A 21,126-nucleotide genomic window follows, 5' to 3' on the forward strand; every position below is an offset into this window, starting at 1 on the left:
GACGGTGTCCACGGCGTTACGCTCCGCTCCCGACCGGTGCCCCCAGGCGGTCGAGCCGGTATGCAGAAAAGGGCACTATCGGGCGTATGTCGCTAACGAGACCGGTCAGGTGTCGTGGTGACAATGGGTACGGGTCAACTCGCACCTTCTGCGTCGTACAGTCACAACGGTGTAAGGACATGAAGGGCACATGAGCGATATGTTGCCGGGCGGCGGACTCCAGCAGGACAGGTTTCCGACGGTGCGCAAGGGCGGCTATGACAAGGCGCACGTCGACGACTACTTCGTGCGGACGGACAACCAGGTCAAGAGTCTGCGCGAGCGCCTCCAGCGGCTGGACGACGAGCTGGAGCAGTACAAGCGCGACCTCGCCATCGCCCGCGAGAAGGCGCAGGTCAAGCCGGAGCACGAGCAGATCAGCGAGCGCATGGCCGAGATCCTGCGCATCGCCGAGGAGGAGGCCCAGGAGCGCCGCTCCAAGGTCGAGTCCGAGGTGAAGGAGGCCGAGAAGAAGGCCCAGGACGAGATCGCCAAGTACCGCAAGGACGCCGAGGAGCACGCCGAGCGGATCCTGTCCTCCGCGCGCTCGGAGGCCCACTCGATGGTCGACAGCGCCAAGAAGGAGTCCGACCAGCTCCGGGAGCAGGCCAAGCAGGAGGGCGAGCGCCGCCTGAACGAGGCCGAGGCGCGCGCGAAGAAGATCCACGACACCGCGGACCGCAGGCTCGCCACCCTCACCGCCACGCACGCCGAGGCGCTGCGCCGCCTCAAGGACATGCACTCGACCCTGGCCGACCTGGTCGCGGCCGAGGACAAGGCGGGCGCACTGGAGAGCGGGCTCTCCCGCGACGAGGTGGCCGCCGCGTCCGCCCCGGCCAAGCCGGCCCCGGCCAAGCCCGCCGCGGCGGCCAAGGCCCCCGAGCGCGCCGCGGAGCCCTCCCGGCCCCAGCCCCGCCCCGAGGCGGCCGCGCCCGCTCCGGCCAAGCCGGCCCCGGCCGCGCCCGGGGACAAGGACGAGGCCACCACCAAGCTGCCTCCGCTCCAGCAGCAGCCGGACGAGGCGACCGTGCGCATCAGGCCGGTGGCCAAGCCGGAGCAGACCGGCCAGGACCAGGCGGGGAACTCCTCCCCGAAGGACCAGGCCCAGTCCGCTCCCCGCCCCCCGCAGGGCGCCCGCTTCACCGGTCCCGCCCCCGAGGGCGACCAGAAGCCGCAGCCCGGCCCGCAGCAGGGCCAGGCGGGTCCGCAGCAGCCGCAGTCCGGTCCGCAGCAGGGCCAGAAGGGCCAGGAGCAGGGCGGCGATCCGGGCATCACCGGTATCTACCGCCACCCGGAGTCCGGCCACAACCAGCCGCCCAAGGGCGAGGACGGCGTCCGGGTCATCCGCAAGCCCTGACCCCGCGGTTCCGCCCGGACGGGAACGCCCGGGGAGCCCTCTCCGGCCAGTCCTCTCCGGGCCCGCGGCGAGCCCTCGCGGCGCACCGGTCCGGAACGCGATCCGGGGGTGGGGACCACGTCCCCGCCCCCGGCGTTTTGTGGCCCGATGTAGGGTGACGTCCGCCTTGTCGCAGGCTGTCGGCTACGATGCCGACAGCCATGATTATCCGCGCGGCCATCCGGTCGGACCTCGGTGCGATTCTGCGTCTTCTCAGGGAACTCGGCGACACCACCCACGCGCAGAGCGCGCACGTTCGCATGTCCTCCGCCGCCGTACGCGCCTGGACGCGGATGGAGAACGACCCCGACCGCACGATCCTCGTCGCCGAGCAGCGCGGCCAGATCATCGGCACCCTGGACCTGCTCGTCGTGGCCAACCTGACCCACGACGCCCAGCCCTGGGCCGTGGTGGACAACCTCGTGGTCGACCCCCTGGCCCGGGGCCGGGGCATCGGCCGGGCGCTCATGGAGGACGCGCTCGACCGCGCCACGCGGGCCGGGTGCTACAAGGTGGAGCTGCTGGCGCACGAGAACGGCCAGGACGTCCACCGGTTCCACACCGCGCTGGGCTTCGACAGCTCCGCCGAGGGCTTCCGCCGCTACCTGTGACCCGCGGGCGTCAGCGCTTGGCCGCCGAGCCCCCGCTCAGCGGCACACCCCGCATGAACACCACGGTGACCAGCCCGATCACGGCGATCGGGATCCCCGCCAGGAACACGCCCTGCATGGCGTGGTCGAAGGCGCCCACGACCACCTCGCGGACCGGCTCCGGCAGCGAGTGCACCAGTTCGGGGGAGCCCTGCGCGGCCTCGGCCGCCTCCGACAGGCCGACCGACAGTTCCCGCGCGCCCGAGTCGGTCCCGGCCGCGGCGTCCGCCGCGACCTGGGCCCGCGCGTCGGCCGACGCCTGGGCCAGTTCGCCGTTGAGCCGTCCGACCATCACCGCGCCGAACGCGGCCACGCCGGTGGCGCCGCCCAGGTTGCGGAAGAACACGACGGAGGCCGTGCCCGTGGCCATGTCCGACAGGGGCAGGGCGCTCTGCGTCGCCAGCAGCAGGATCTGCATGCACAGGCCCAGACCCAGGCCGACCATCATCTGGCCCGCGACCACCGTGGTCAGGCCGGTGTCCAGGTAGGCCAGGCTGAGGGCGGCGAACCCGAACAGGCACAGGGCCATGCCCGCGACCGGGTAGGCCTTCCAGCGGCCGCTGCCGCCCACCGCGTAGCCGGAGCCGATCGAGGTGAGCAGGAACGACGCCACCAGCGGCAGCGTCATCAGGCCCGACACGGTCGGCGTCATGCCGTGCACCATCTGGAGGTACTGCGGCATGTAGATGATCAGGCCGAACATCATCATCCCGACGCAGGCCGACCCGAGCGAGGACAGTACGAACGTCCGGTCGCCGAACAGGCGTGCCGGGATGATCGGCTCCCGCGCCCGCCGCTCGACCACCACGGCCGCGGCCGTGAGCAGGAGGGCCCCGGCGCCCAGGGCGTAGGACAGCGGCGAGTTCCACGGGAACTGTGTGCCGCCCAGGCTGAGCAGCACGATCACGGTGCTCGCGGCGCTGAAGATCAGCCCGGCGCCCAGCCAGTCCACCGGCGCGTCGCGGCGGGGGACGAAGGGCATGGTGAACATGAACTGGATGACGACGAAGGCGAACAGGGCCAGCGGCACGGTGATGAGGAAGCACCACCGCCAGCCGAGCGGACTGTCCACCAGGAACCCGCCCACCAGCGGCCCCAGCACGGTGGACACCCCGAACACCATGCCGATGAGTCCGCTGTAGCGGCCGCGCTCGCGGGGCGGGACCACGTCTCCCAGGATGATGTTGGGCAGTGTGGCCAGCCCGCCGACACCCAGCCCCTGGAGGGCGCGGGCCGCGATCAGCCAGTTGATGTCCTGCGCCAGGCCCGCGGCGACCGAGGCCACGATGAAGATGCCCAGGGCCAGCTGGAAGAGGAGCTTGCGCCCCCAGACGTCGGAGAGCTTGCCCCACACGGGGGTGGAGGCCGTCATCGTGAGCAGGGCGGCCGTGGCGACCCAGGCCAGGCGGTCCTGGCCGCCCAGCTCCCCCATGATCGTCGGCAGGGCGGTGCCCACGATGGAGTTGGTGAGCATCGAGGTGAGCATGGCCAGGACCAGGCCGACCATGATGCGGCGCACCACGCGGCGCGAGGGCAGTTCGGGGGCCTCGTCGGCGGCGGAGACGGCCGGGACGTCCGTCGCGGAGGCGTCCCCGGACGGGACCTTCCCGGGCGGGGAGTCCGTCAGCGGTGTTTCGGTGAGGGGATCATCGCAGGTCCGCGTCCGCGCGACCGCTCGGGGTTCGACGCCCGGGGGAGTGTCCCCGGCTCCGGCTCCTCCACGCAACGACTGTTCCATACAAGCCCCCGATCACGGACGCACAAAAGGCCCCGCGGCGTGCTGCCGGGGGCGTCGTCCTGTCCTCAGGTATATGTAAACACTGTTGACCTGTCAAATCCATATCTCTCCGCACGTTTCGGTATGCGTCGGTTCTCCGGAAGTGTCAACCTGGAGTACTGACCGCCAGATCGCAGCCGCCAAGGGGTACGCAGATGGACCGTCCGGAGGAAACCGGAGGCGGCCCCGGGCCGACGAGGGGGCGGGAGGCCACCAGAGCCCGCATTCTGGCCAGCGCCAAGGAGCTGTTCACCAACGAGGGCTACGGTTCGGTGTCGTCGAGGATGATCGCCGCGCACGCGGGGGTCAACGTCGCGCTCATCAACCGCTACTTCGGCGCCAAGAGCGGACTGCTGACCGAACTCCTGCGCGAGGACGGCGTCTTCCCGGGGCTGATCGAGGGCGAAACCGCCACCCTCACCCGGCGCCTGGCCGAGCACGCGGTGAGCCGCCTGCACGGCGAGGCCACCGCGCTCCAGCGCGCCCTGGACGACTCCGCGGGCGACCCCGACCTCCAGGCGGTCTACCAGGGGCGGATCACCAGCGCGATGATCGACCCGCTGACGGTCTACCTCGGCGGGAACGACGGCCGGGCGCACGCCTCGCTGCTCTCGGCCGTGATGCTGGGGCTGACCCGGGTGCGCGTGGTCGAGGGGGCCACGGCGCTGCGCGCGCTCGACCGCGACCGGCTCACGGACCGGATCCAGGCGCTGCTGGACCTGTGCATGGACGACTTCGCCGAGGACGACGGGGACGCGCCGACCAGCCGGTGACCACCGGCGGGCCCGTCCACCCGGGGGCGACACGTTTTGCCGGGACGGCAAAGAACGTCGCGCCCCGCGGACCGCGAGTGGAGAGTGGGGCGCGGAGGTGGTCGACATGACCGGTGAACACGCGGCGGACTCCCTGCCCGAGGAGATGGGCGAGGACTTCTGGAACGAGCGCTACCGCTCACAGGAACGGATCTGGAGCGGCAGGCCCAACCGCCACCTGGTGGCCGAGGCGGCCGACCTCGAACCCGGACGGGCGCTGGACGTGGGCAGCGGCGAGGGCGCCGACGCGATCTGGCTGGCCGAACGCGGCTGGCGGGTGACCGCGCTCGACATCTCGACCGTGGCGCTGGACAGGGGCGCCGCCCACGCCCGCGAGCGGGGCGGGGAGGTGCCCGGGCGCATCACCTGGAAGCGGGCGGACGTGACCCGCTGGTCCCCGGACAAAGACGCGTTCGAGCTGGTGACCTCGCAGTTCATGCACCTGCGCGAGCGCTGGCGCGCACGGTTCTTCGCCGCGCTGGCCTCGGCGGTCGCGCCTGGGGGAGAACTCCTGGTCGTCGCGCACCACCCCCGGGACCTGGAGGGGGGCGTGCCCCGCCCGCCGGACCCGGACCTGTTCTACACGGGCGACGAGGTGGCGGCGGCCCTGCCCCGGGAGGAGTGGACCGTGCTCGCCGACGAGGTCCGCTCGGGGACGGCCGTCCTGGACGGGGAGACCCACACCGTCCACGACCTGGTGGTCCGCGCCCGCCGCGAGGCCTGACCGGAACCGGCCCGCGGCGTCCGGCGGTCGGCCGGGGCCCGCGCGGGCCCCGGCCGACCGGGCGGGGCTCAGTCCCGGAGCTTGGCCACCACGTCGATCTCCACGAGGATGTTCGCCAGGTCCGAACCCACGGTGGTGCGCACGGGGTAGGGGGCGCTGAAGTGCTCCTCGTACACGGCGTTGAACTCCGGGAAGTCCGCCTTGAGGTTCTCCAGGTGGACGGTCGCCTTCACGACGTCGTCCAGCGTCAGGCCGTGCTCGGCGAGCACGGCGGAGATGTTGGCCAGAACCTGGGCGGTCTGCTCGCCCACGGTCGGGGCCACGCGGCCGGTCTCGGGCTCCTGCGGGCCGAAGCCCGCGGTGTACAGGAACCCGCCCGCGACCACTCCCTGGCTGTACGCCCCGGCCGGAGCGGGGGCGTTTTCGGTGCGGACCGCCTTCTTGGACATCCGTGGACTCCTTCGCTGGTCTGCTCCGGCGGCGCGTGCGCGCGCCGGTGCTCGTGCCGTTTCACGGGCGCTTTACTGGCAACAAAGTTACCAATTTTCTTCCGGGCAGCGTATCTTGGCCACACCGGACACCGGTCGGCCGTGCGCCGCGCCGGGGTGACCGGTACGTCGAACGGAGGAACAGTGCATTCCGAGACCGTACTCACCGGCGGACTGGTGGTCGACGGCACCGGCGGTCCCTCCCGCCGCGCCGACCTCGTCCTCCGCGACGGCCGCATCGCCCACATCGTCCCACCCGGCGGCGCGCGCACCACGGGCACCGTCGTGGACGTGGAGGGACTCGCGGTCACCCCGGGGTTCGTCGACATGCACTCCCACTCGGACCTGGCCGTCCTCGCCGACCCCGCGCACGAGGCCAAGACCCTCCAGGGCGTCACCCTGGAGGTCCTGGGCCAGGACGGGCTCGGCTACGCCCCCGTCACCGACGACACCGCCGGGGAGCTGCGCGCCCAGCTCGCCGCGTGGAACGGCCGACCCGACCTCGACCACTCCTGGCGCACCGTCGGCGAGTACCTCGACCGGATCGACGCGGGCGCCCCCGTCAACGCCGCCGTCCTCGTCCCCCAGGGCAACGTGCGCATGGCCGTCCTGGGCGGCGAGGACCGTCCGCCCACCGACGACGAGCTCGACCGCATGCGCCGGATCGTCGCCCAGGGCATGGCCGACGGCGCGCACGGACTGTCCACCGGCCTGACCTACACCCCCGGCATGTACGCCACCGACGACGAGATCGTCGCCCTCCTCGAACCCGTCCGCGCCGCGGGCGGCTACTACTGCCCCCACCACCGCAACTACGGCTCCCGGGTCGTGGAGTCCTACCGCGAGTGCCTGGAGATCGCGCGTCGCGCCCAGGTCGCCCTGCACCTGGCGCACTGCCACGTCAACTTCCCGCAGAACCGGGGCCGCGCCCCCGAGGTCCTGGACGCCATCGACGAGGCCACCGTCCACTACGGCCTCGACGTCACCCTCGACAGCTACCCCTACCGGGCCAGCGCCACCCACCTGGGCGCCCCGCTGCCCAGCTGGGTGCAGGTCGGCGGAACCGCCGCCACCCTGGAGCGCCTGCGCGACGCCCCCACCCGTGCGCGCGTCCTGCGCGAGATCGAGGAGGAGGGCACCGACGGCAACCACGGCGTCCCCATGGACTGGTCCGCCATCGTCGTCACCGGCATCGCCGACCCCGGGCTGTCCTGGGCCGTCGGGTCCTCCGTCGCCGACCTCGCGCGCACGCGCGGCCGCCTCCCCGGCGACCTCTACATGGAGCTGCTCGTGGCCGACGAGCTGCGCAGCGGCTGCCTGCTCCAGGTGGGCAACGAGGAGAACATCCGCACCATCATGCGACACAGCTCCCACACGGCCGGGAGCGACGGCATCCTCGTCGGCGCCAAGCCGCACCCGCGCGGCTGGGGCACCTTCCCCCGCTACCTGGGCCACTACGTGCGCGAACTCGGCGTGCTCACGCTGGAGGAGTGCGTCCGCCACCTCACCTCACGGCCCGCGCGTAGACTCGGCCTCACCGACCGCGGCATCATCCAGGCCGGCGCCGTCGCCGACCTGGTGGTCCTGGACCCCGCCACCGTGGACGCCCTCGCCACCTACGAGGAACCGCGCCTGGCCCCCCGGGGCATCCACCACGTCCTCGTGTCGGGTGACTTCACCGTCCGGGACGGCCGCCGCACCGACCGCCTGCCCGGCCGATCCGTCCGGAGGAACCGCCGATGAGCGAGCACCCGACCCCCGCGGGGAGCGAGCCGACCAACAGCGCCGACGCCGTCTGCGTCGGCGAGACCATGGCGGTGCTCGCCTCGGCCGAGGCGCTCGCGGCCGGAACGAAGCTGGTCGTGGGCACCGGCGGCGCGGAGTCCAACGTGGCGGTCGCCCTGACGGCCCTGGGGCACACCGCCGCCTGGGTCAGCCGCGTCGGCGACGACCCCTTCGGCCGCATCGTCACCGGTGCCGTCGCCGGGTGCGGCGCGGACGTGACCGGCGTGGAGGTGGACCCCGAGCGCCCCACCGGCCTGTACGTCAAGGACACCGGCCCCGGCGGCGCGGGCGTGCTGTACTACCGCGCCGGTTCGGCCGCCTCCGCGCTGTCGGCCGCCGACGCCGAGCGGGTGTGGGCGCGCGACCCCCGGGTGGTCCACCTGTCCGGCATCACCCCGGCCCTGTCCGCGCGCGCCGCGGCGCTCGTGGAGCACCTGCTGGACCGGCGGACCGGGAACGGCGCGCTGCGCTCCTTCGACGTCAACCACCGGCCCGCGCTGTGGGGGGCCAGGACCGCCGCGCCGGTGCTGCTCGACCTGGCCCGCCGCGCCGACGTGGTCTTCGTGGGCCGGGACGAGGCCGAGCGGCTGTGGGGCACCCCGGCGGCCGAGGACGTGCGGGCGGTGCTGCCCGAGGTGCCGGTCCTGGTGGTCAAGGACGCCGAGCACGGCGCGACCTGCTTCGACTCCGAGGGGGCGGTGTTCGTGCCGTCCCCGCCGGTGGACGTGGTCGAGGCGGTGGGCGCGGGCGACGCGTTCGCCGCCGGTTTCCTGTCCGGCCTGCTGGACGGGTTGTCCGTGGAACAGCGGCTGAGCCTGGGCCACGCGGTGGCGGGCGCGGTGCTGCGCTCTCCCGGGGACGTCCTGGAGGCCCTGCCCGCGGACGTCGCCCGGATCCGCGGCTCCGCGGGGGCCTGAGCGCCCGCCCCGGCCCTCAGCCGATGACGATGGCGCCCGCCAGGACCGGGTCGCCGAAGCTCACCGATCCGTGCCCGGAGGCCAGCGCGCGACTGCCCTGGCAGCTCGTGCCCGCGAAGAGCGCGAACTTGACCCTGCTCTCCGTGGAGATCCCGGTGACGCCCCCCTGCCCCGTCTTGAGGGTGCGGCAGCCCCCGTTCTCCACGGTCTGCTGGTAGCCGGACTCGAAGGTGACCCGGACCGGGGGAGCCTGGTCCTGTCTGCTCGACAGCCCGGCGATCGCTCCGGCGATGGTGGCGGACATGGTGGCGAGGTTCGCAGGGCGGATCGGCACGGTAACTCTCCTTCTCTGCCGGCCCGCACGGGGCGCCCGGCGAGCACGGAGTTGGTTACTCTGTGTCATTTAGCTACAGCTTCACGAGAACCGAGAGGAGCCCCGGCGGAGTGTCGGCGGATTTCTGCGCCCGTCGGCCGCCGCTGCCGCACGCCGCGGGCGCGGCCGGGCGTTGTGGGGGCGCCGCCGCCGCGCATAGAATGCGGTTCGACCGGAACGGGGAGGTGAGGGCGCCGTGAGCCTCCTTCTCGCGTTCTTCGAGTTCCTGATGCTGGGCGTGGTCCCCGCCGAACTCCTGCCGGTCCCCGGCTCCCTGGCGCTGCTGGTCGCCGCCGTCGGCGCGGCCGTCGCCTGGTACGTCCTGCGCGGCACCTGGGCCTGCCCGGCGCGCGACGCCGCCGCGGGCGCGGTGCGCGCGATGCGCCGCAGGTCCGCGCGCCTGCCCGTACTCACCCTGTGTGACCCCGACGCGGCGGGACGGCCCCGTCCCAGAGCCCCCGGCGCGGCCCTTCCGGCCGCTCGCTGACCCCTTCTCCGACATGCTCGCGCGTGCGCGCACGCGCCGCGCCCCGGATGTGCGCTCCGCCCCGTGCGGGCGCGGTCACGAGCGGCCCGACGTCTGTTCCCCTCCCACCGGACGAAGGGCCTTCCCGCCTTGTACAGCCTCGGGCCGATCGCGGCCGCCATGACCCTGCTCTCTACCGTCCTGTCCGCCCTCACCTCACTGCTCACCCCCCTCACCGGAAGCCTGGCCGCCGGGCTGGCCGTCGTCGCCCTGACCGTGGCCGTGCGCCTCCTGCTCGTCCCCCTCGGGGTGGTACAGGTCCGCGCCGAGAAGGCCCGCGCGCGCCTGGCCCCGCAGCTGGCGGAGATCACCGCCCGGCACCGCGGGAACCCCGAACGGCTCGTCGCCGAACAGCGCCGGGTCTACGCCGAGGCGGGCACCTCCCCGCTGGCGGGCTGCCTGCCCTCCCTCGCCCAGATCCCCGTCATGATCGCCCTCTACGGCGTGTTCATCGGCGCGGGGAGCGGTGAGGAGGAGATGCTCGCGCACACGTTCGGCGGCGTCGAACTGGGCGCGACCCTGACGGGCGGGGCGGGCGGGGCGGCCGTGTTCGCCGCGCTCCTGGCCCTGATCGCCCTCGTGGCCTGGGCCAACCGCCGCTACCTCATGCTGCCCGCGATGCGGGCGGGCGCCGAGGCCAACCCGGGCCAGCCCCAGCTCCCCGGCCTCCTGACCTACATGCAGTTCACGACCGTGGCGGTCGCCGCGTTCGTGCCGCTGGCCGCGGGGCTGTACCTGCTGACCTCCAGCGCGTGGGCGCTGGGGGAGCGGCTCCTGCTGCGCCGGGTCATCCCGGACTGAGCCGTGGCGCGGTCCCCGGACCGGACCGGGGACCGCAGGACCGTCAGAAGTCCACGCTGACGCAGGCCAGGCGGTCGCCCGCGGTGCCCGCCTCGCCCTCGCCGGTGTGGGTGTGGTGCTCGTGCAGCACCAGCGACCGGGCCTCGCCCTCGCGGAACTCCCAGTCCACCGTGCTGGTCGCGCGGGCGTTGCCGTCGTCGTCGGTGGTGAAGTCCAGCCAGACCTCGTTCTCGGGGTTGGCGTAGGCGGGGTCGCTGGAGGGCTCGTCCTCGGTGGCGGCCGGGTCGAGCTCGTTCTGGTAGTGGGGGCCCGCGTCGGCCGGGTCGTCGCCGCAGGGCTGGGTGTGCACGTGGGCGCCGAAGTCGCGGCTCCCCTCCAGGCTGGTGCCGGTGAACTGCACGTGGGTCTGCCCGTCCTGGGTGCGCACCTGCACGTCGGAGGTGGCTCCCTCGGGCACGGCGGTCTCGTCGTAGGTGATGGCGCCCGCGCCCTGGCCGGGCGGCAGGAAGATCGACGCGGTCACGCTGGGGGAGGCGCTGGGTGTGGTCTGCGGGGACTCCTGGGAGGCCGAGCCGCCGTCCTCGGCGGTATCGGGCTGCGCGCATCCGGCGGCGAGGGTCGCGGTCAGGGCCAGGCCGACGGCGAACGGTGTGATGCGCATGACGGAACTCCCGGTTGCTCTCAACGGACGCCCGCAAGACTACCCAAGGTACCCGAGGGATGACTAGGCGTGCGGAACGCGATCTGCCGGGGGCGGGAAGGGCGACCTGAGCGTGAAGGCCTCGGGGGTGGGGCCTTCGGCGCGCAACAGGTCCAGGCGCCTTCCGGCCTCCTCGACAGTGGGGATCGTACCGCTGGGAATCCACCACAGGACCAGATACGCCTCCCGCAGGTGCTCGAACCACTCCCGGCGCCCGCGCAGCAGCTCCAGGTGCTCACTGCGGTAGGTGAAGTTCCACAGCGACTCCACGTCCCGCCAGACGGAGTAGTTGATCAGGAGTGCGCCGCCGAAGGGCCGCAGGCCGGTGGCGTCCTCCTTGCCCTCCTCCACCAGTCGCCACACGAACCCCGGGGCGCCGTCGGCCAGCGCGTTGATCGGGTCGATGCGGGCGGTGAAACCCGCCATGGAGGGGTCGTCGAGGGGGGCCTTGAGGACGCCGACGTTGATCTGGGCCAGGTGGTACCCGGAGGGGGAGGTCTCGTTCACGGGACACAGCACACCACGGCCGGTCTTCTATGTCAATGTTCATTGTTTTTGGAAATCACCACGCAGCACCGGCCCGGACGGGCGTCCATCCGGGCCCCCGCGCCGTCCTCGCCGCGCCCCTCCAGCAGACCGCGCAGCAGCTCCAGGTTGAGTCCGCAGGCGAGCGGGGGGAAGGCGCGCGCCAGGGTGTGGAAGGGGCAGTTGAGCAGCCGCACGCCGCCGTCATCCTCCGGGGCCCGGTCCGGCCCGGAGCCGTCCCCCGGAGCGCGGGCCGCCCCCTCCTCGGGCTCGTAGCCCCGGGCGCGCAGCAGGTCCACCAGGGGCTCCTCCCGGTGTTCCGCGCCGATGCGGCGGCCCTCCTCGCGGGCGGCGGCGTGCAGGGCCTCCTCGGCCCCGTGCCGCTCCACCGCCTCCGCCAGCACGTGCGCGGCCAGCTCGTAGTCCCTCGGCGGCAGGTGCAGCGACAGCTCCCGGTCCGCGCGCCGGTACAGCTTGGCCGGACGGCCCGACCCCGGCCCCTCGCGGCCGCTCACCTTGCGGCGGGCCACCTCCAGCAGACCCGCGTCGGCCAGCCGGTCCAGGTGGTGCGCGGCCAGGGTGCGCTGGATGCCGAGGGCGTCCGCGGCCTGGCCGCGGCTGACCTCTCCGTGCACCGCCGCCACGTACTCGTACAGCCTGCGGCGCACGGGGTCGGCGAGGGCCTGCGCGGCGTCGATCGAGGAGTCGTCCATGCCCCCATTGTCGGCGCGGCCCGGCACCGCCCTCCCCCCGGCGGGGTCCGGCGGGACGGGCACCGTCGCGGACAGCGGCCGTCGCCGCCCACGGCCCTCCCCGGTGGAGAAGCGGGGAGGGCGGCGCCGCGCCGCTACCCGGTCCTGGAGGGCGGCCCGCCGGTGGCGCCTGTCATCGCGCCCCCGCTGCCGGAGTCCGGCGTCCACAGGGGCCGGGTCGTGGCGGTCGGCTCACCTGCCCCGCCCCTTCGGGTCCTTCCTGGGCATCCCCTGGGCGTCGCGTCTGGAGGTGGCCGCGCCGGTGCTCCGCCCCTTCCGGGCGGATGCGCCGGGCAGGCCACGGCCCTTGGGGAAGTCCATGGCCACGATGCCCATGCCGCGGGCGGCTCCGCGAGCCGGAGGCGTCGTCAGCCGTCGTCCCTCCCGATCGAGCAGGCTTCCCCCCGGCCCCTGAACGGTGTGCCCCCGTGCGTCGACGGAGGCGTGCCGAAAGGCCTCGACCAGACCGGCCGCGGCGTCGCGCCAGGAGTAGTCCCTCAGCACGGTGCGCATACGGGCCGCGTTGGCCACCTGTGCCGGGTAGTCCCGGATCACCCCGTCGATCGCCCGGGCCCATGCCGCGACCCGTTCTCCGGGACGCTGGTCGAGCCCGAGGTCGGGCACGACGAACGAGCGTCCGACGTTCTCCGCTCCGGGCACACGGGTGTCGGCGAAGAACTCCGCGACGCCGCTCTCCTGGTTGACCAGGACAGGGAGGCCGCGGCCCGCGGCCTCGGCGGCGACCAGACCGAACCCCTCGGTGAGCGACGGCATGACCGCGAGGTGCGAGGCGGCGTAGTCCCCGGAGAGTTCACCGAGGTCCGGGGTGTAGGGGCGCACGTCGACGACGCCCGCCGCCCCCACCCTGTCGGCGGCGTACTGCCGCTGTTGCTCGACGTAGGCCTCCGGCACGCCGCGTACCCGTAGCCGGACGTCGACGCCGCGGCCGCGCAACTCGGTGACCACCTCCAGCAGGTGGTCGTAACCCTTGACGTCGTCGTTGACCCGGCCGGTGAACAGGAGGTTGAAGGTACGCCCCGGAGTCGGCGTGACCGCCGGTCCGGTGACCTCCGCGCCGGGGAGCATCTCGTGGAAGGCCGGTTGCCGGGGGTTGGAGGCGGCCATCTCCCGGGCGATGCCGGTGAGCATCTTGCCGTTCCCGATCACCAGGTCGGCCTCGGCCATCACCTCGCGCTCCAGCCTGACCAGCATCTCCTGCACCTCCGGAGACCGGCCCTGGATCTGGGCACAGCGCTGGATGGGCATGTGGACGACGTGGCCGAGCTGTGCCTGCGGATACCAGTGCTGTCGGAAGGCCAGTGCGGCCGGACCGGAGAAGCGCGAGTGCCCGATGACGATGTCCGGCCGCCACTCCTCGGACGAGGGGAACCCGGGGACGTCCGCGGGTCTGTTGCGGAGGGGGAGGTCCTCCAGTTGCTGCGACGCCCATCTGACATCGGGATCGCGGGGGATGGTCAGAAGCCGGGCGTCGCCGTGCGGTTCGGTGTCCCCCACCGTGAGCAGGGTGACGTTGACATCGGGCAGCGAGGCGAGGCTCTCGGTGAGTTGGCCGCTGGCGACAGGGATACCGCCCATGTTGCTGGCCCGGCCGCTGACGTCCGACACCACCAGGATCTCCAGGGGGGAGCCCGGCTCGGACCCACCGTCAACCTGCTGTGAGGGCACGCTGGAACCGTCCTCTCAGGAACAGGTGGACCGGATAGGCGGTGAAGTGCACCGTGCCGACGTGCGTCCCCGGGGTCAGCCGTGCGGCCAGTTCCCCCAGGAGGTCCGCGGCGACCAGGGCCGTCTCCGCGGAGAGCACGGCCCGTCCGCCGTCCGCCCCGACCAGCTCGGCGGGGGGATCGTTCGGCAGGAGGAGGCGCGGGGCGGCGTAGCCCGTGTGAACGGCGCGTAGTCCGTCCGCGCGCTCGGCGAAGGACAGCGGCCGAGCTGGTCCAGGGCCCCAGTGGTACCCGTGCACGAGGTGCCGCTCCGGTGTGACGCCGGGGTGGGACTCCCGCCACTCCGGGGCGTCCCCGCCCCCGTGTATCCGGGCGAGGTCGGCGGCGGCGTCGCAGACCGCGATCCGGATCGAGAAGTCCCCGCGCTCGACCTCGGCCCGGCTCGGAACGGTCCGCAAGGCGGCCCCGACCGTCTCGCGCAGGCGGGTACGGTCCGCCTCGGTCACCTCGGTGGGCGGTTCGGGTGACGCGCCAGCCCCGGTCGACGCCGGGAACGTCGTGGAGACGGTGTCCGTGGCGACCCCGGCGACCAGGGGCCTTCGGAGGGCCTCGGCGGTCTCGCGCACCATTCCGGCCAGCTCAGCGGCCTCCTCCCCCACGGTGTGGCCGGGGCGCCCGGGGGCCAACCGTTGGCCGAGCTCGGCTAGCAGGTCGAGTACCGTGCTCTGCCAGGCCGCGTCGACGACCAGCGCCCGAACGAGGGGGCCGTCCTCGTCGGGGACGTCCGGTCCGGGGTCGGAGTCGAGCCGTGCCTCCCACGCGTGGACCGCGTCGCCGACGGCGAACGGACCCCCCTCGCCGGTGCGCAGGGAGAGGAGGTGGTGGGCGGGGTCGACCGGACCACTCCGCGGGCCGGACCCGGTCGCGACCGTGGTGAGGCACTCCTCCAGGTCGCGCCAGACACGGGCACGCTCCGGCGGCCACGTGTCCCCGCGCCACACCGGGTCGACCTGGGCCCACAGCATGCGGGCCGCCGCCGAGTAGAGCCTGCGATGGCTCTCGGCTGGGTCGGGCTTGATGGTCATACTCGCCTTTCCTTCTCGGTCGGCACCGCGATTCCGGCGGTGGTCCCGGGGCGGTTCCCCGTTTCCGGTCCCCTCCGTGCCCGGGTGTTCGAAGCCGTACCGCGAATCCCGTGTGATGCCCACGGCGTCGCGGCGGTTCTGAAAAAACCGAAGAGATCAGAAATATCACACGGAAAACATGAGGGATCGCCGAAAGGTCTTCATCTGAAGTGCTTTCGTGCTCTCTCCTTCCGTGCTCCACCGCTCTCCTTTCGGGACTGCGTGGTCCCCCGCCGCGTCCCCGTTCCGGTCCTGGAAGGGTGCGAGCCCGTGCCCGGCTCCGGCCGCCGATGCGGATGCGTGGTGCCGCGTGCGAGGAGAAAGAAAGGCCGGTACTCTGGCGAGAGTGGTTCCGGCGCCATTGTGCGCCTTTCTGTTCCGGTGTGTCATCCTTGCATTGCGCTCCGTGTATGTTTCTTTGGGGCTCGTAGTTCCCGCCGTTCTTCCCCCTATGATGAAGAAATGAATTGGGAATCGTCCTTCTACGAGCTGACCACCGTCGCGTCGCGTCAGATGGGACTCGTCACGGCCGCCCAAGCCGAGCGGGCGGGTGTTCCGGCCGAGGCCCTCGGCCACTTCCGTGAGGCCGGTCTGCTCCTCGAGCTGGACACGGCGGTCTTCCAGCTCTCGGGCAGCCTGGCCGACCCGATCGCGGCCCACCCCTACGCCGCCTGGTTGGCGATCGCTCCGGGGCTCTACGCCTGGGAGCGCCTCAGGGCGCCGCACGAGGACGCCGTCCTCTCCCACCACGCGGCGGCCCGGCTGCTCCGCCTGGGAGCCCCGTCCCAGGTGGGAATGGTCTTCACCGTGGCGGAGGCGCGAGAGGCGCCGTCCGGAACGATCCTGCGCACGGCCCCGCTCGCCCCGCACGAGGTCACGCTGGAGCTGGGTGTCCCGGTTACCACCCCGCACCGCACCCTCATCGACCTCGTACGCGGGGGGACCGCCCACGACGAGGTCGGCGGCGCGCTGCTCACCGCCCTGCGGCGGGACGCGGTGGACGTCCGGGCCCTGCACGCCGACCTCGCCCCCCTGGCGGAGCGGCACGGCTTCCCGGCTGACGAGGTCGCCTTCCTCGACCACCTCCTGAACGAGGCGGCGGCCACCACACGGTTGACCGGCCTGTCCGCCCGCAACCAGCGCGGCCTGGCGGAGCTGCGCTTCCCCGACCGTGTACGCGAGATCGAGGAGTTGTTGAGGGAGGTGGCCGCCGACCGAGTGGCCGTGCTCGCCGAGGACCCCGCACTCGTCCGCGGGTTGGCCGCGGAGATCACCGCCCGGAGTGACGCCCGTGGCTGACTCTCTTTCCTCCTTCTGGCGCGACCTGAACGATCGGGTTCGTGAGCACGCCCGCATGCGCGGCACCTCGCCACAGGACGAACTCCGGCAGTGGGTCCTGCAACGGGTCATGGTCCGGCTCTTCGACGCCCAGCCGGACGCGTGGACGGTCAAAGGCGGGCAGATCCAGCTCGCGCACTGGCCCGACGCACGTTCGACCGGGGATGTGGACCTGTCCGCCACCGAGGAGGTGCCCGCCCAGGTGATGGCGGAGCGCTACAGCCGGGCCCTGGAGCAGGACTACGGCGACCACCTCAGCTTCGTGCCCGGACAGATCGACAACAGCATCATGGGCACCGGCAGGGCGGCGCGGATGCTGCACACCGCCTACCTCGGTGACAAGGTGCTCATGGAGGTGCAGACCGACGCGGTCCTCCCGGACAGCCGTCCGCGGTGGAAGCCGCTCAAGGACGTTCCCTTCCCCGAGCACATCCACCCCTCGGGCGACTCCCGGGAGAACCCCTCCCTGCGCATGCTGGAGCCGCACGACGTGCTGTTGCACAAGATCACCGGCATGCACATGATGTCCTGGAACGGCGCGCCGCCGTTCCGGGTCCAGGACATGGTCGACACTCTCTTCCTGTCCGAACGGTTGCACCTGGACGGCCCGGAAATGCACGCCATCCTCCAGAAGGAGGTCGCCTACCAGAATGCCGAGTACGGTCGGCTGAGGATGCCCTCGGACCGCTTCGCACTGCCCAACCCGAACTGGCACGAGGGCTACGCGTCCTACGCCGCGGCGACTCCGGGACTTTCCCACAAGACGTTGGAGTCGGCCGTGCCGGCCGCGCAGCGGTTCCTCGACCCGTTGTTGGGGCCGGAGCCGCCGCAGGCGGACTGGAACCCGCAGCGCAAGGAGTGGGTGCCGCGTTCGGACCAGGAGGCGCGGGAGGGGGAGGCGCGCCGGAACGTGGCCGGTGTGAGTGCTCTGGACAACCCGCGTGGTGCCGTTCCCGACCTTCGCGGGGTTCGCGGTCGGGGCGGCGGTGCCGCGCGTGGTCCGGGGCACGACCGTGGGCTCGGCGCCCGTGGTCCCCATGATCCCCGGCGGGGCCAGGGCAGGGGGCGAGGGGCCTGATCCCGCCCCCGGGGACGTCCTCGCGGGGGCCGGGAAGCCGGGGGAGGCCGGGAACGTGTTCCCGGCGCCCGGCACCGGGGAGGGGCCGCCGCGCGAGTGGGGCGGCGGTTCCGCGCACATGCCCCCGCACGGGGGCGGGGACGTTCTCGGGGGAAATGGCGGATGCCACTCCTGTCGTGACCCGTTGGCGAGCCCCGGGCAGGTGGGAAGCACCAGGGGAGCCGGACAAGGTCGTATACACTGGTTTCCATGCTGGCGGTGCTTTCCATTGAAGAGACCCTCGTCGACCCGGATGATTGTTTCTGCTCCTGTGTTCGTATTCGGGTGGGGGTGGGCGGATAAATGGAAAAAGAAAAAGCAACCGCCGCCGCAGTTCGCGGAATCCGGTGCGGGCGGTACGGCGGGGCAGGACGTTTCGGGGCCGGGCCCGGCATCGACGAAGGTCTGACGTCCCACCGCCGGATGTCCCCCCGACCGGCGGATTCCTGATCCGGGTGGGCGGCACGCGAACGATCAGACGAGACGGCGAGCACGAGCTGGAGATCCGCAGGTCCCGCTTCGTCTGCGCTCTGGCCAGGGTGGACACCGAGGACGCCGCTCGCGCCTTCATCGCCGAGCGCCGCAAGGAGCACTGGGGCGCCAACCACAACTGCACCGCCTACGTGCTCGGCGACCAGGGCGGGGTCCAGCGCTCCAGCGACGACGGCGAGCCCTCCGGGACCGCGGGGCTGCCCATGCTGGAGGTGCTGCGGCGCCGGGAGATCACCGACACCGTCGCCGTGGTCACCCGCTACTTCGGCGGGGTCAAGCTCGGTGCGGGAGGGCTGATCCGCGCCTACGGCAACGCGGTGTCCGCCGCCGTGGACGCGCTCGGGGTCCTGGAGCGCCGCGAACTCCTCGTCGTGGACGTGTTCGCCGACTACGTGCTCGGCGGGCGTCTGGAGAGCGACCTGCGCGACTCCTCCCTGACCGTGCGCGACGTCGCCTACGCCGACAGGGTCCGGATCGAGGTGGCGCTGCCCGAGGCCGACCTGCCCGGGTTCGGGGTCCGCCTGGCCGAACTGACCGGGGGGAAGGCGGAGTTCGAGGTGCGGGGGACCACGGTCGTGGAGGTGGAGCCCTGAGCCCGCGCCACGTCCCATGGCTGTAACGACTCGCTCTCCCTGTGTCCGCCCGCCGCGGCGCGGCTTAGGATTTGCCGTAAACGTCATCGTTCGTGGGGAGAAACCGTCCATGCGCCGCTCACGGGTGCCCAGGGCCCTCACCTGTGGACTCGCGGTGCTGGTGGCCACCGCGTGCACCGGTGATCCGGAACCCTCCGCGCCCCCTCCAGGCGAGGAGCCCGCCCCCGTCCCCACCGCGTTCGAGGGGCAGGCGCCGCCCGGTGTCGAGGGCGAGGTGCTGCGCTACCTGCACGGCGGTTCCGCCGACGTCCACGAGATCTTCGCCGACCCCCTCGGCGTGCGCATCAGCCCGGTCGGCGACGCCTTCCTGGTCAGCTCCGGCAGCGAGGACCGCCACCTGCTGCACGACGCCGCCACCGGCGAGACCCTGTGGGAGGGCGCGGCACGCTTCGACGGCTTCGGCACCGACCGCGACGGCGAGCGGGTGCTGCTCATGGCGGACGCCGACGGTCTGCCGTTCGTCCTCGACGCCCGCGGGGAGCGGCTGTGGGAACCGGCGCGGGAGGGCGACGCCTACCTCGACGGCCTCGCCGTGCGCCGTCCCGAGGGGTGGACCGCGGAGGAGCCCCACGGGGCGTTCTCGCTGCTCGGCGGCGGGGGCGACGAGCTGTGGGACTACGAGTTCGAGGCTCCGGCCGAGCCGGAGGAGGCCGCCGAGGGCGACGGCGGGCCCGGGGGGACCGGGTCGGACGAGGAGGCGCGGGAGTCCGGGGAACCGGCCCTGGGCGTGCCCGTGGCCGCGCGCGAGGATCTGGTCCTGCTCGCCACCGGAGGCCCCGTCCTGCACGCCCGCTCCGTCGGCGCCGACACCGCGGGCGAGGAGCTGTGGACGGTCGACGGTGAGGACGAGGAACTGGGCCTGCCCACCTCCTCCCCGGTTCCCGCGCCGCAGGTGATCGGCTTCTACACGCTTCCCGAACCGGACTCCGCCACCGAGTCCGCGAGCGAGTCGGAGACCGCGAGCGAATCCGCGTCCGAGGGCACCGGGGACGGGGAGGACGGGGAGAGCCCGGGGGAGGACGAGCCCGGGGGAGAGGACGTCCTGCTGCTGCGCTGGGCCCGGTCCGAGGCGCCCTCGACCCTCTCCGCGCACGACCCCGACAGCGGCGACTTGCTGTGGACCCTGGAGGAGCCGGGCACGAACCCGGTCGCCGGGGCCTTCGACCCCGACGGCGTCGCGGGCAGCCTCTACGACGGGGCCACCGGAACCCTCCTGCTGCCCCAGGCCAGCGGTGCGGCGCCGGTGGTCGCGGTCGACCTGGCCGGGGGAGAGGTCCTGTGGGGCCTGGAGGAGGAGGCGGGGTCGATCTCCCCGGCCTTCGCCTTCGACGGCCTCGTCTACGGGGACTCCCGCGCCAGCGGCGGACAGGACCGGCAGCTGGTGCTCGACGCCGTCACGATGGACGTGGTCGAGGACGAGCTCCCGGCGTACGTGGAGGCGGTCACCGAGAGCGGGCACGCCATCCTCGTGCACGACCGGCAGCGCTTCGTCTACGGTCCGCCCACGGACGAGGCGGAGGAGACCGGGGAGACGGAGGAGCCGGTGGAGCCCTCGGACGCCCCCTCGGAGTGAGCCGGGGCCCGGAGCGCGGTCCGGCGCCGACGGAGTCCGCTCCTCGCGGGAACCCGGCGACCGTGCCTTCCCGGGGGCGACTCCGTTCGTTACACTCCGCCGCAGACGGCCCTGCCCCCGCCGCACCGCGAGAGAGGGAGCAGGTACGTGAGGAACCCCTTCGAGCCCAAGCCCGTGCCCCGGAACCCGACGCCCGGCAGCGAGGAGTCCCGCACGAGCGCTTCGAGCGGCTCCGCCACGGGTGACGCGGACCGGGTCGGAGGAAGGAAGAACTTCCTCCAACGGGCGATCGAGAGGAACATGGAGCGCAACAGGGCCGAGGCGGATCGGCCCTCGAACGCCGAGAGACCGGTGACCGGTCGCAGGATGGGGGAGAACAGCAGGGACTGGCGGCGCCGCCAGAACACGGGCATCGACAGGAACGGAAGGTCCACGTGACCGGTGACGGTCGCGTGCGTCCGGACGCCCGGGACCGCGTACCGCCGGTGAGCACGGCGGCGAGCGCCTGACCCCGCCGCGGAGCGGTCACCACGAACACCGTCGGGCCCCGGTCCCCGGCCCCTTCCGGGCGTCACCCGCCATGACCGGGTCCCCGCGACCGTTGGCGGCCCGGTCCCCGGGCCCTTCCGGGCGTCACGCCCATGCGCTACCCTCCCAGAGCGGTGCGGGGGGCGGCGCCGCGCCCCGGCCGACACGGTCGCACCCGTCCCCGACGCCCGCCTGCCGCCGCGCACCGCGGTGGCGGCACGGTGCCGGGGACCGGTCCACCGGCGTCCGCGTGCTCCCGTCGGCCGCACCCCCGAACCGGGGCCGTACCCGGTCGGCGGCCGGGCACCACCCGAGGACGACCGGCCCTGTCGTGGGACGATCCGGTCGCGG

Annotated in this window: 21 protein-coding genes; 13 read left to right on the forward strand and 8 right to left on the reverse strand. The window is 73.2% G+C overall.

Annotation, left to right across the window (positions count from 1 at the left end; genetic code table 11):
* The first annotated feature begins 199 nt into the window (after positions 1-199).
* Both G011_RS0115415 and G011_RS0115420 read left to right on the forward strand, forming a co-directional pair.
* Positions 200-1,396 carry an ATP synthase F0 subunit B gene (locus G011_RS0115415; RefSeq protein WP_019609258.1) on the forward strand — a complete coding sequence of 399 codons (1,197 nt, stop codon included), beginning with the start codon at positions 200-202 and terminating at the stop codon, positions 1,394-1,396.
* 200 nt (positions 1,397-1,596) lie between these two features.
* Positions 1,597-2,046 carry a GNAT family N-acetyltransferase gene (locus G011_RS0115420; RefSeq protein WP_019609259.1) on the forward strand — a complete coding sequence of 150 codons (450 nt, stop codon included), beginning with the start codon at positions 1,597-1,599 and terminating at the stop codon, positions 2,044-2,046.
* Between the two features lie 10 nt (positions 2,047-2,056).
* Here the strand turns inward: G011_RS0115420 and G011_RS0115425 are convergent, their stop codons facing one another.
* On the reverse strand, positions 2,057-3,823 hold the full coding sequence (locus G011_RS0115425; protein WP_304412440.1) for an MDR family MFS transporter: 1,767 nt from the start codon (positions 3,821-3,823) through the stop codon (positions 2,057-2,059).
* Positions 3,824-4,017: 194 nt separating this feature from the next.
* Here G011_RS0115425 and G011_RS0115430 point away from each other — a divergent pair, with 194 nt between their 5' ends.
* A complete protein-coding gene (locus G011_RS0115430) occupies positions 4,018-4,635 on the forward strand; it encodes a TetR family transcriptional regulator (protein WP_019609261.1) in 618 nt (205 codons plus the stop codon).
* 106 nt (positions 4,636-4,741) lie between these two features.
* A complete protein-coding gene (locus G011_RS0115435; RefSeq protein ID WP_026338336.1) occupies positions 4,742-5,398 on the forward strand; it encodes a cyclopropane-fatty-acyl-phospholipid synthase family protein in 657 nt (218 codons plus the stop codon).
* Between the two features lie 68 nt (positions 5,399-5,466).
* On the opposite strand, the gene G011_RS0115440 is transcribed toward G011_RS0115435, so the two are convergent.
* Positions 5,467-5,847, reverse strand: coding sequence for a RidA family protein (locus G011_RS0115440; protein WP_019609263.1), 381 nt, complete (start codon positions 5,845-5,847; stop codon positions 5,467-5,469).
* Positions 5,848-6,030: 183 nt separating this feature from the next.
* Between G011_RS0115440 and G011_RS0115445 the strand changes: the two genes are divergently transcribed.
* Both G011_RS0115445 and G011_RS0115450 read left to right on the forward strand, forming a co-directional pair.
* Positions 6,031-7,629, forward strand: coding sequence for an amidohydrolase family protein (locus tag G011_RS0115445; RefSeq protein WP_019609264.1), 1,599 nt, complete (start codon positions 6,031-6,033; stop codon positions 7,627-7,629).
* On the forward strand, positions 7,626-8,588 hold the full coding sequence (locus G011_RS0115450) for a sugar kinase (RefSeq protein ID WP_019609265.1): 963 nt from the start codon (positions 7,626-7,628) through the stop codon (positions 8,586-8,588). Before G011_RS0115445 ends, G011_RS0115450 begins: the two co-directional genes overlap by 4 nt.
* 16 nt (positions 8,589-8,604) lie before the next feature.
* On the opposite strand, the gene G011_RS0115455 is transcribed toward G011_RS0115450, so the two are convergent.
* Positions 8,605-8,922 carry a hypothetical protein gene (locus G011_RS0115455; protein ID WP_013156478.1) on the reverse strand — a complete coding sequence of 106 codons (318 nt, stop codon included), beginning with the start codon at positions 8,920-8,922 and terminating at the stop codon, positions 8,605-8,607.
* A gap of 235 nt (positions 8,923-9,157) precedes the next feature.
* Here G011_RS0115455 and G011_RS0115460 point away from each other — a divergent pair, with 235 nt between their 5' ends.
* Positions 9,158-9,448, forward strand: coding sequence for a DUF6412 domain-containing protein (locus tag G011_RS0115460; RefSeq protein ID WP_013156479.1), 291 nt, complete (start codon positions 9,158-9,160; stop codon positions 9,446-9,448).
* A 129-nt stretch (positions 9,449-9,577) separates the two neighbouring features.
* Entirely contained in the window at positions 9,578-10,288 is a 711-nt protein-coding gene (locus G011_RS0115465) for a membrane protein insertase YidC (RefSeq protein WP_019609266.1), read from the forward strand.
* A 43-nt stretch (positions 10,289-10,331) separates the two neighbouring features.
* On the opposite strand, the gene G011_RS0115470 is transcribed toward G011_RS0115465, so the two are convergent.
* From G011_RS0115470 to G011_RS0115490, 5 genes are all read right to left on the reverse strand, one after another.
* A complete protein-coding gene (locus G011_RS0115470) occupies positions 10,332-10,949 on the reverse strand; it encodes a superoxide dismutase family protein (RefSeq protein ID WP_019609267.1) in 618 nt (205 codons plus the stop codon).
* Positions 10,950-11,012: 63 nt separating this feature from the next.
* Positions 11,013-11,507 carry a DUF3291 domain-containing protein gene (locus tag G011_RS0115475; RefSeq protein ID WP_019609268.1) on the reverse strand — a complete coding sequence of 165 codons (495 nt, stop codon included), beginning with the start codon at positions 11,505-11,507 and terminating at the stop codon, positions 11,013-11,015.
* Positions 11,508-11,527: 20 nt separating this feature from the next.
* The gene (locus G011_RS0115480) at positions 11,528-12,226 is read right to left on the reverse strand and encodes a metalloregulator ArsR/SmtB family transcription factor (protein ID WP_019609269.1); all 699 of its coding nucleotides are present in this window, start codon (positions 12,224-12,226) and stop codon (positions 11,528-11,530) included.
* 231 nt (positions 12,227-12,457) lie between these two features.
* The gene (locus tag G011_RS0115485) at positions 12,458-13,951 is read right to left on the reverse strand and encodes a glycosyltransferase family 4 protein (RefSeq protein WP_019609270.1); all 1,494 of its coding nucleotides are present in this window, start codon (positions 13,949-13,951) and stop codon (positions 12,458-12,460) included.
* Positions 13,932-15,035: a hypothetical protein gene (locus tag G011_RS0115490; RefSeq protein ID WP_019609271.1), complete on the reverse strand. Its 1,104-nt coding sequence runs from the start codon at positions 15,033-15,035 to the stop codon at positions 13,932-13,934. The genes G011_RS0115485 and G011_RS0115490 overlap by 20 nt, the downstream gene beginning before the upstream one ends.
* A 501-nt stretch (positions 15,036-15,536) precedes the next feature.
* On the opposite strand from G011_RS0115490, the gene G011_RS32115 reads away from it, so the two are divergent.
* The 5 genes from G011_RS32115 to G011_RS31785 all read left to right on the forward strand — a co-directional run bounded on the left by G011_RS32115 (position 15,537) and on the right by G011_RS31785 (position 20,685).
* Positions 15,537-16,373 carry a type IV toxin-antitoxin system AbiEi family antitoxin domain-containing protein gene (locus tag G011_RS32115; protein WP_019609272.1) on the forward strand — a complete coding sequence of 279 codons (837 nt, stop codon included), beginning with the start codon at positions 15,537-15,539 and terminating at the stop codon, positions 16,371-16,373.
* Complete coding sequence (locus G011_RS0115500) at positions 16,366-17,490, forward strand: nucleotidyl transferase AbiEii/AbiGii toxin family protein (RefSeq protein WP_155979785.1); 1,125 nt, start codon at positions 16,366-16,368, stop codon at positions 17,488-17,490. The genes G011_RS32115 and G011_RS0115500 overlap by 8 nt, the downstream gene beginning before the upstream one ends.
* Positions 17,491-17,984: 494 nt before the next feature.
* Complete coding sequence (locus G011_RS0115505; protein ID WP_019609274.1) at positions 17,985-18,614, forward strand: YigZ family protein; 630 nt, start codon at positions 17,985-17,987, stop codon at positions 18,612-18,614.
* Between the two features lie 109 nt (positions 18,615-18,723).
* Complete coding sequence (locus G011_RS0115510; RefSeq protein ID WP_026338337.1) at positions 18,724-20,247, forward strand: hypothetical protein; 1,524 nt, start codon at positions 18,724-18,726, stop codon at positions 20,245-20,247.
* Positions 20,248-20,394: 147 nt separating this feature from the next.
* Positions 20,395-20,685 (forward strand): hypothetical protein, encoded by a 291-nt coding sequence (locus G011_RS31785; protein ID WP_155979786.1) that lies wholly within the window; start codon positions 20,395-20,397, stop codon positions 20,683-20,685.
* Positions 20,686-21,126 lie beyond the last annotated feature (441 nt).

It is taken from the genome of Nocardiopsis sp. CNS-639 (genome assembly GCF_000381685.1).
GTDB lineage: Bacteria > Actinomycetota > Actinomycetes > Streptosporangiales > Streptosporangiaceae > Nocardiopsis > Nocardiopsis dassonvillei.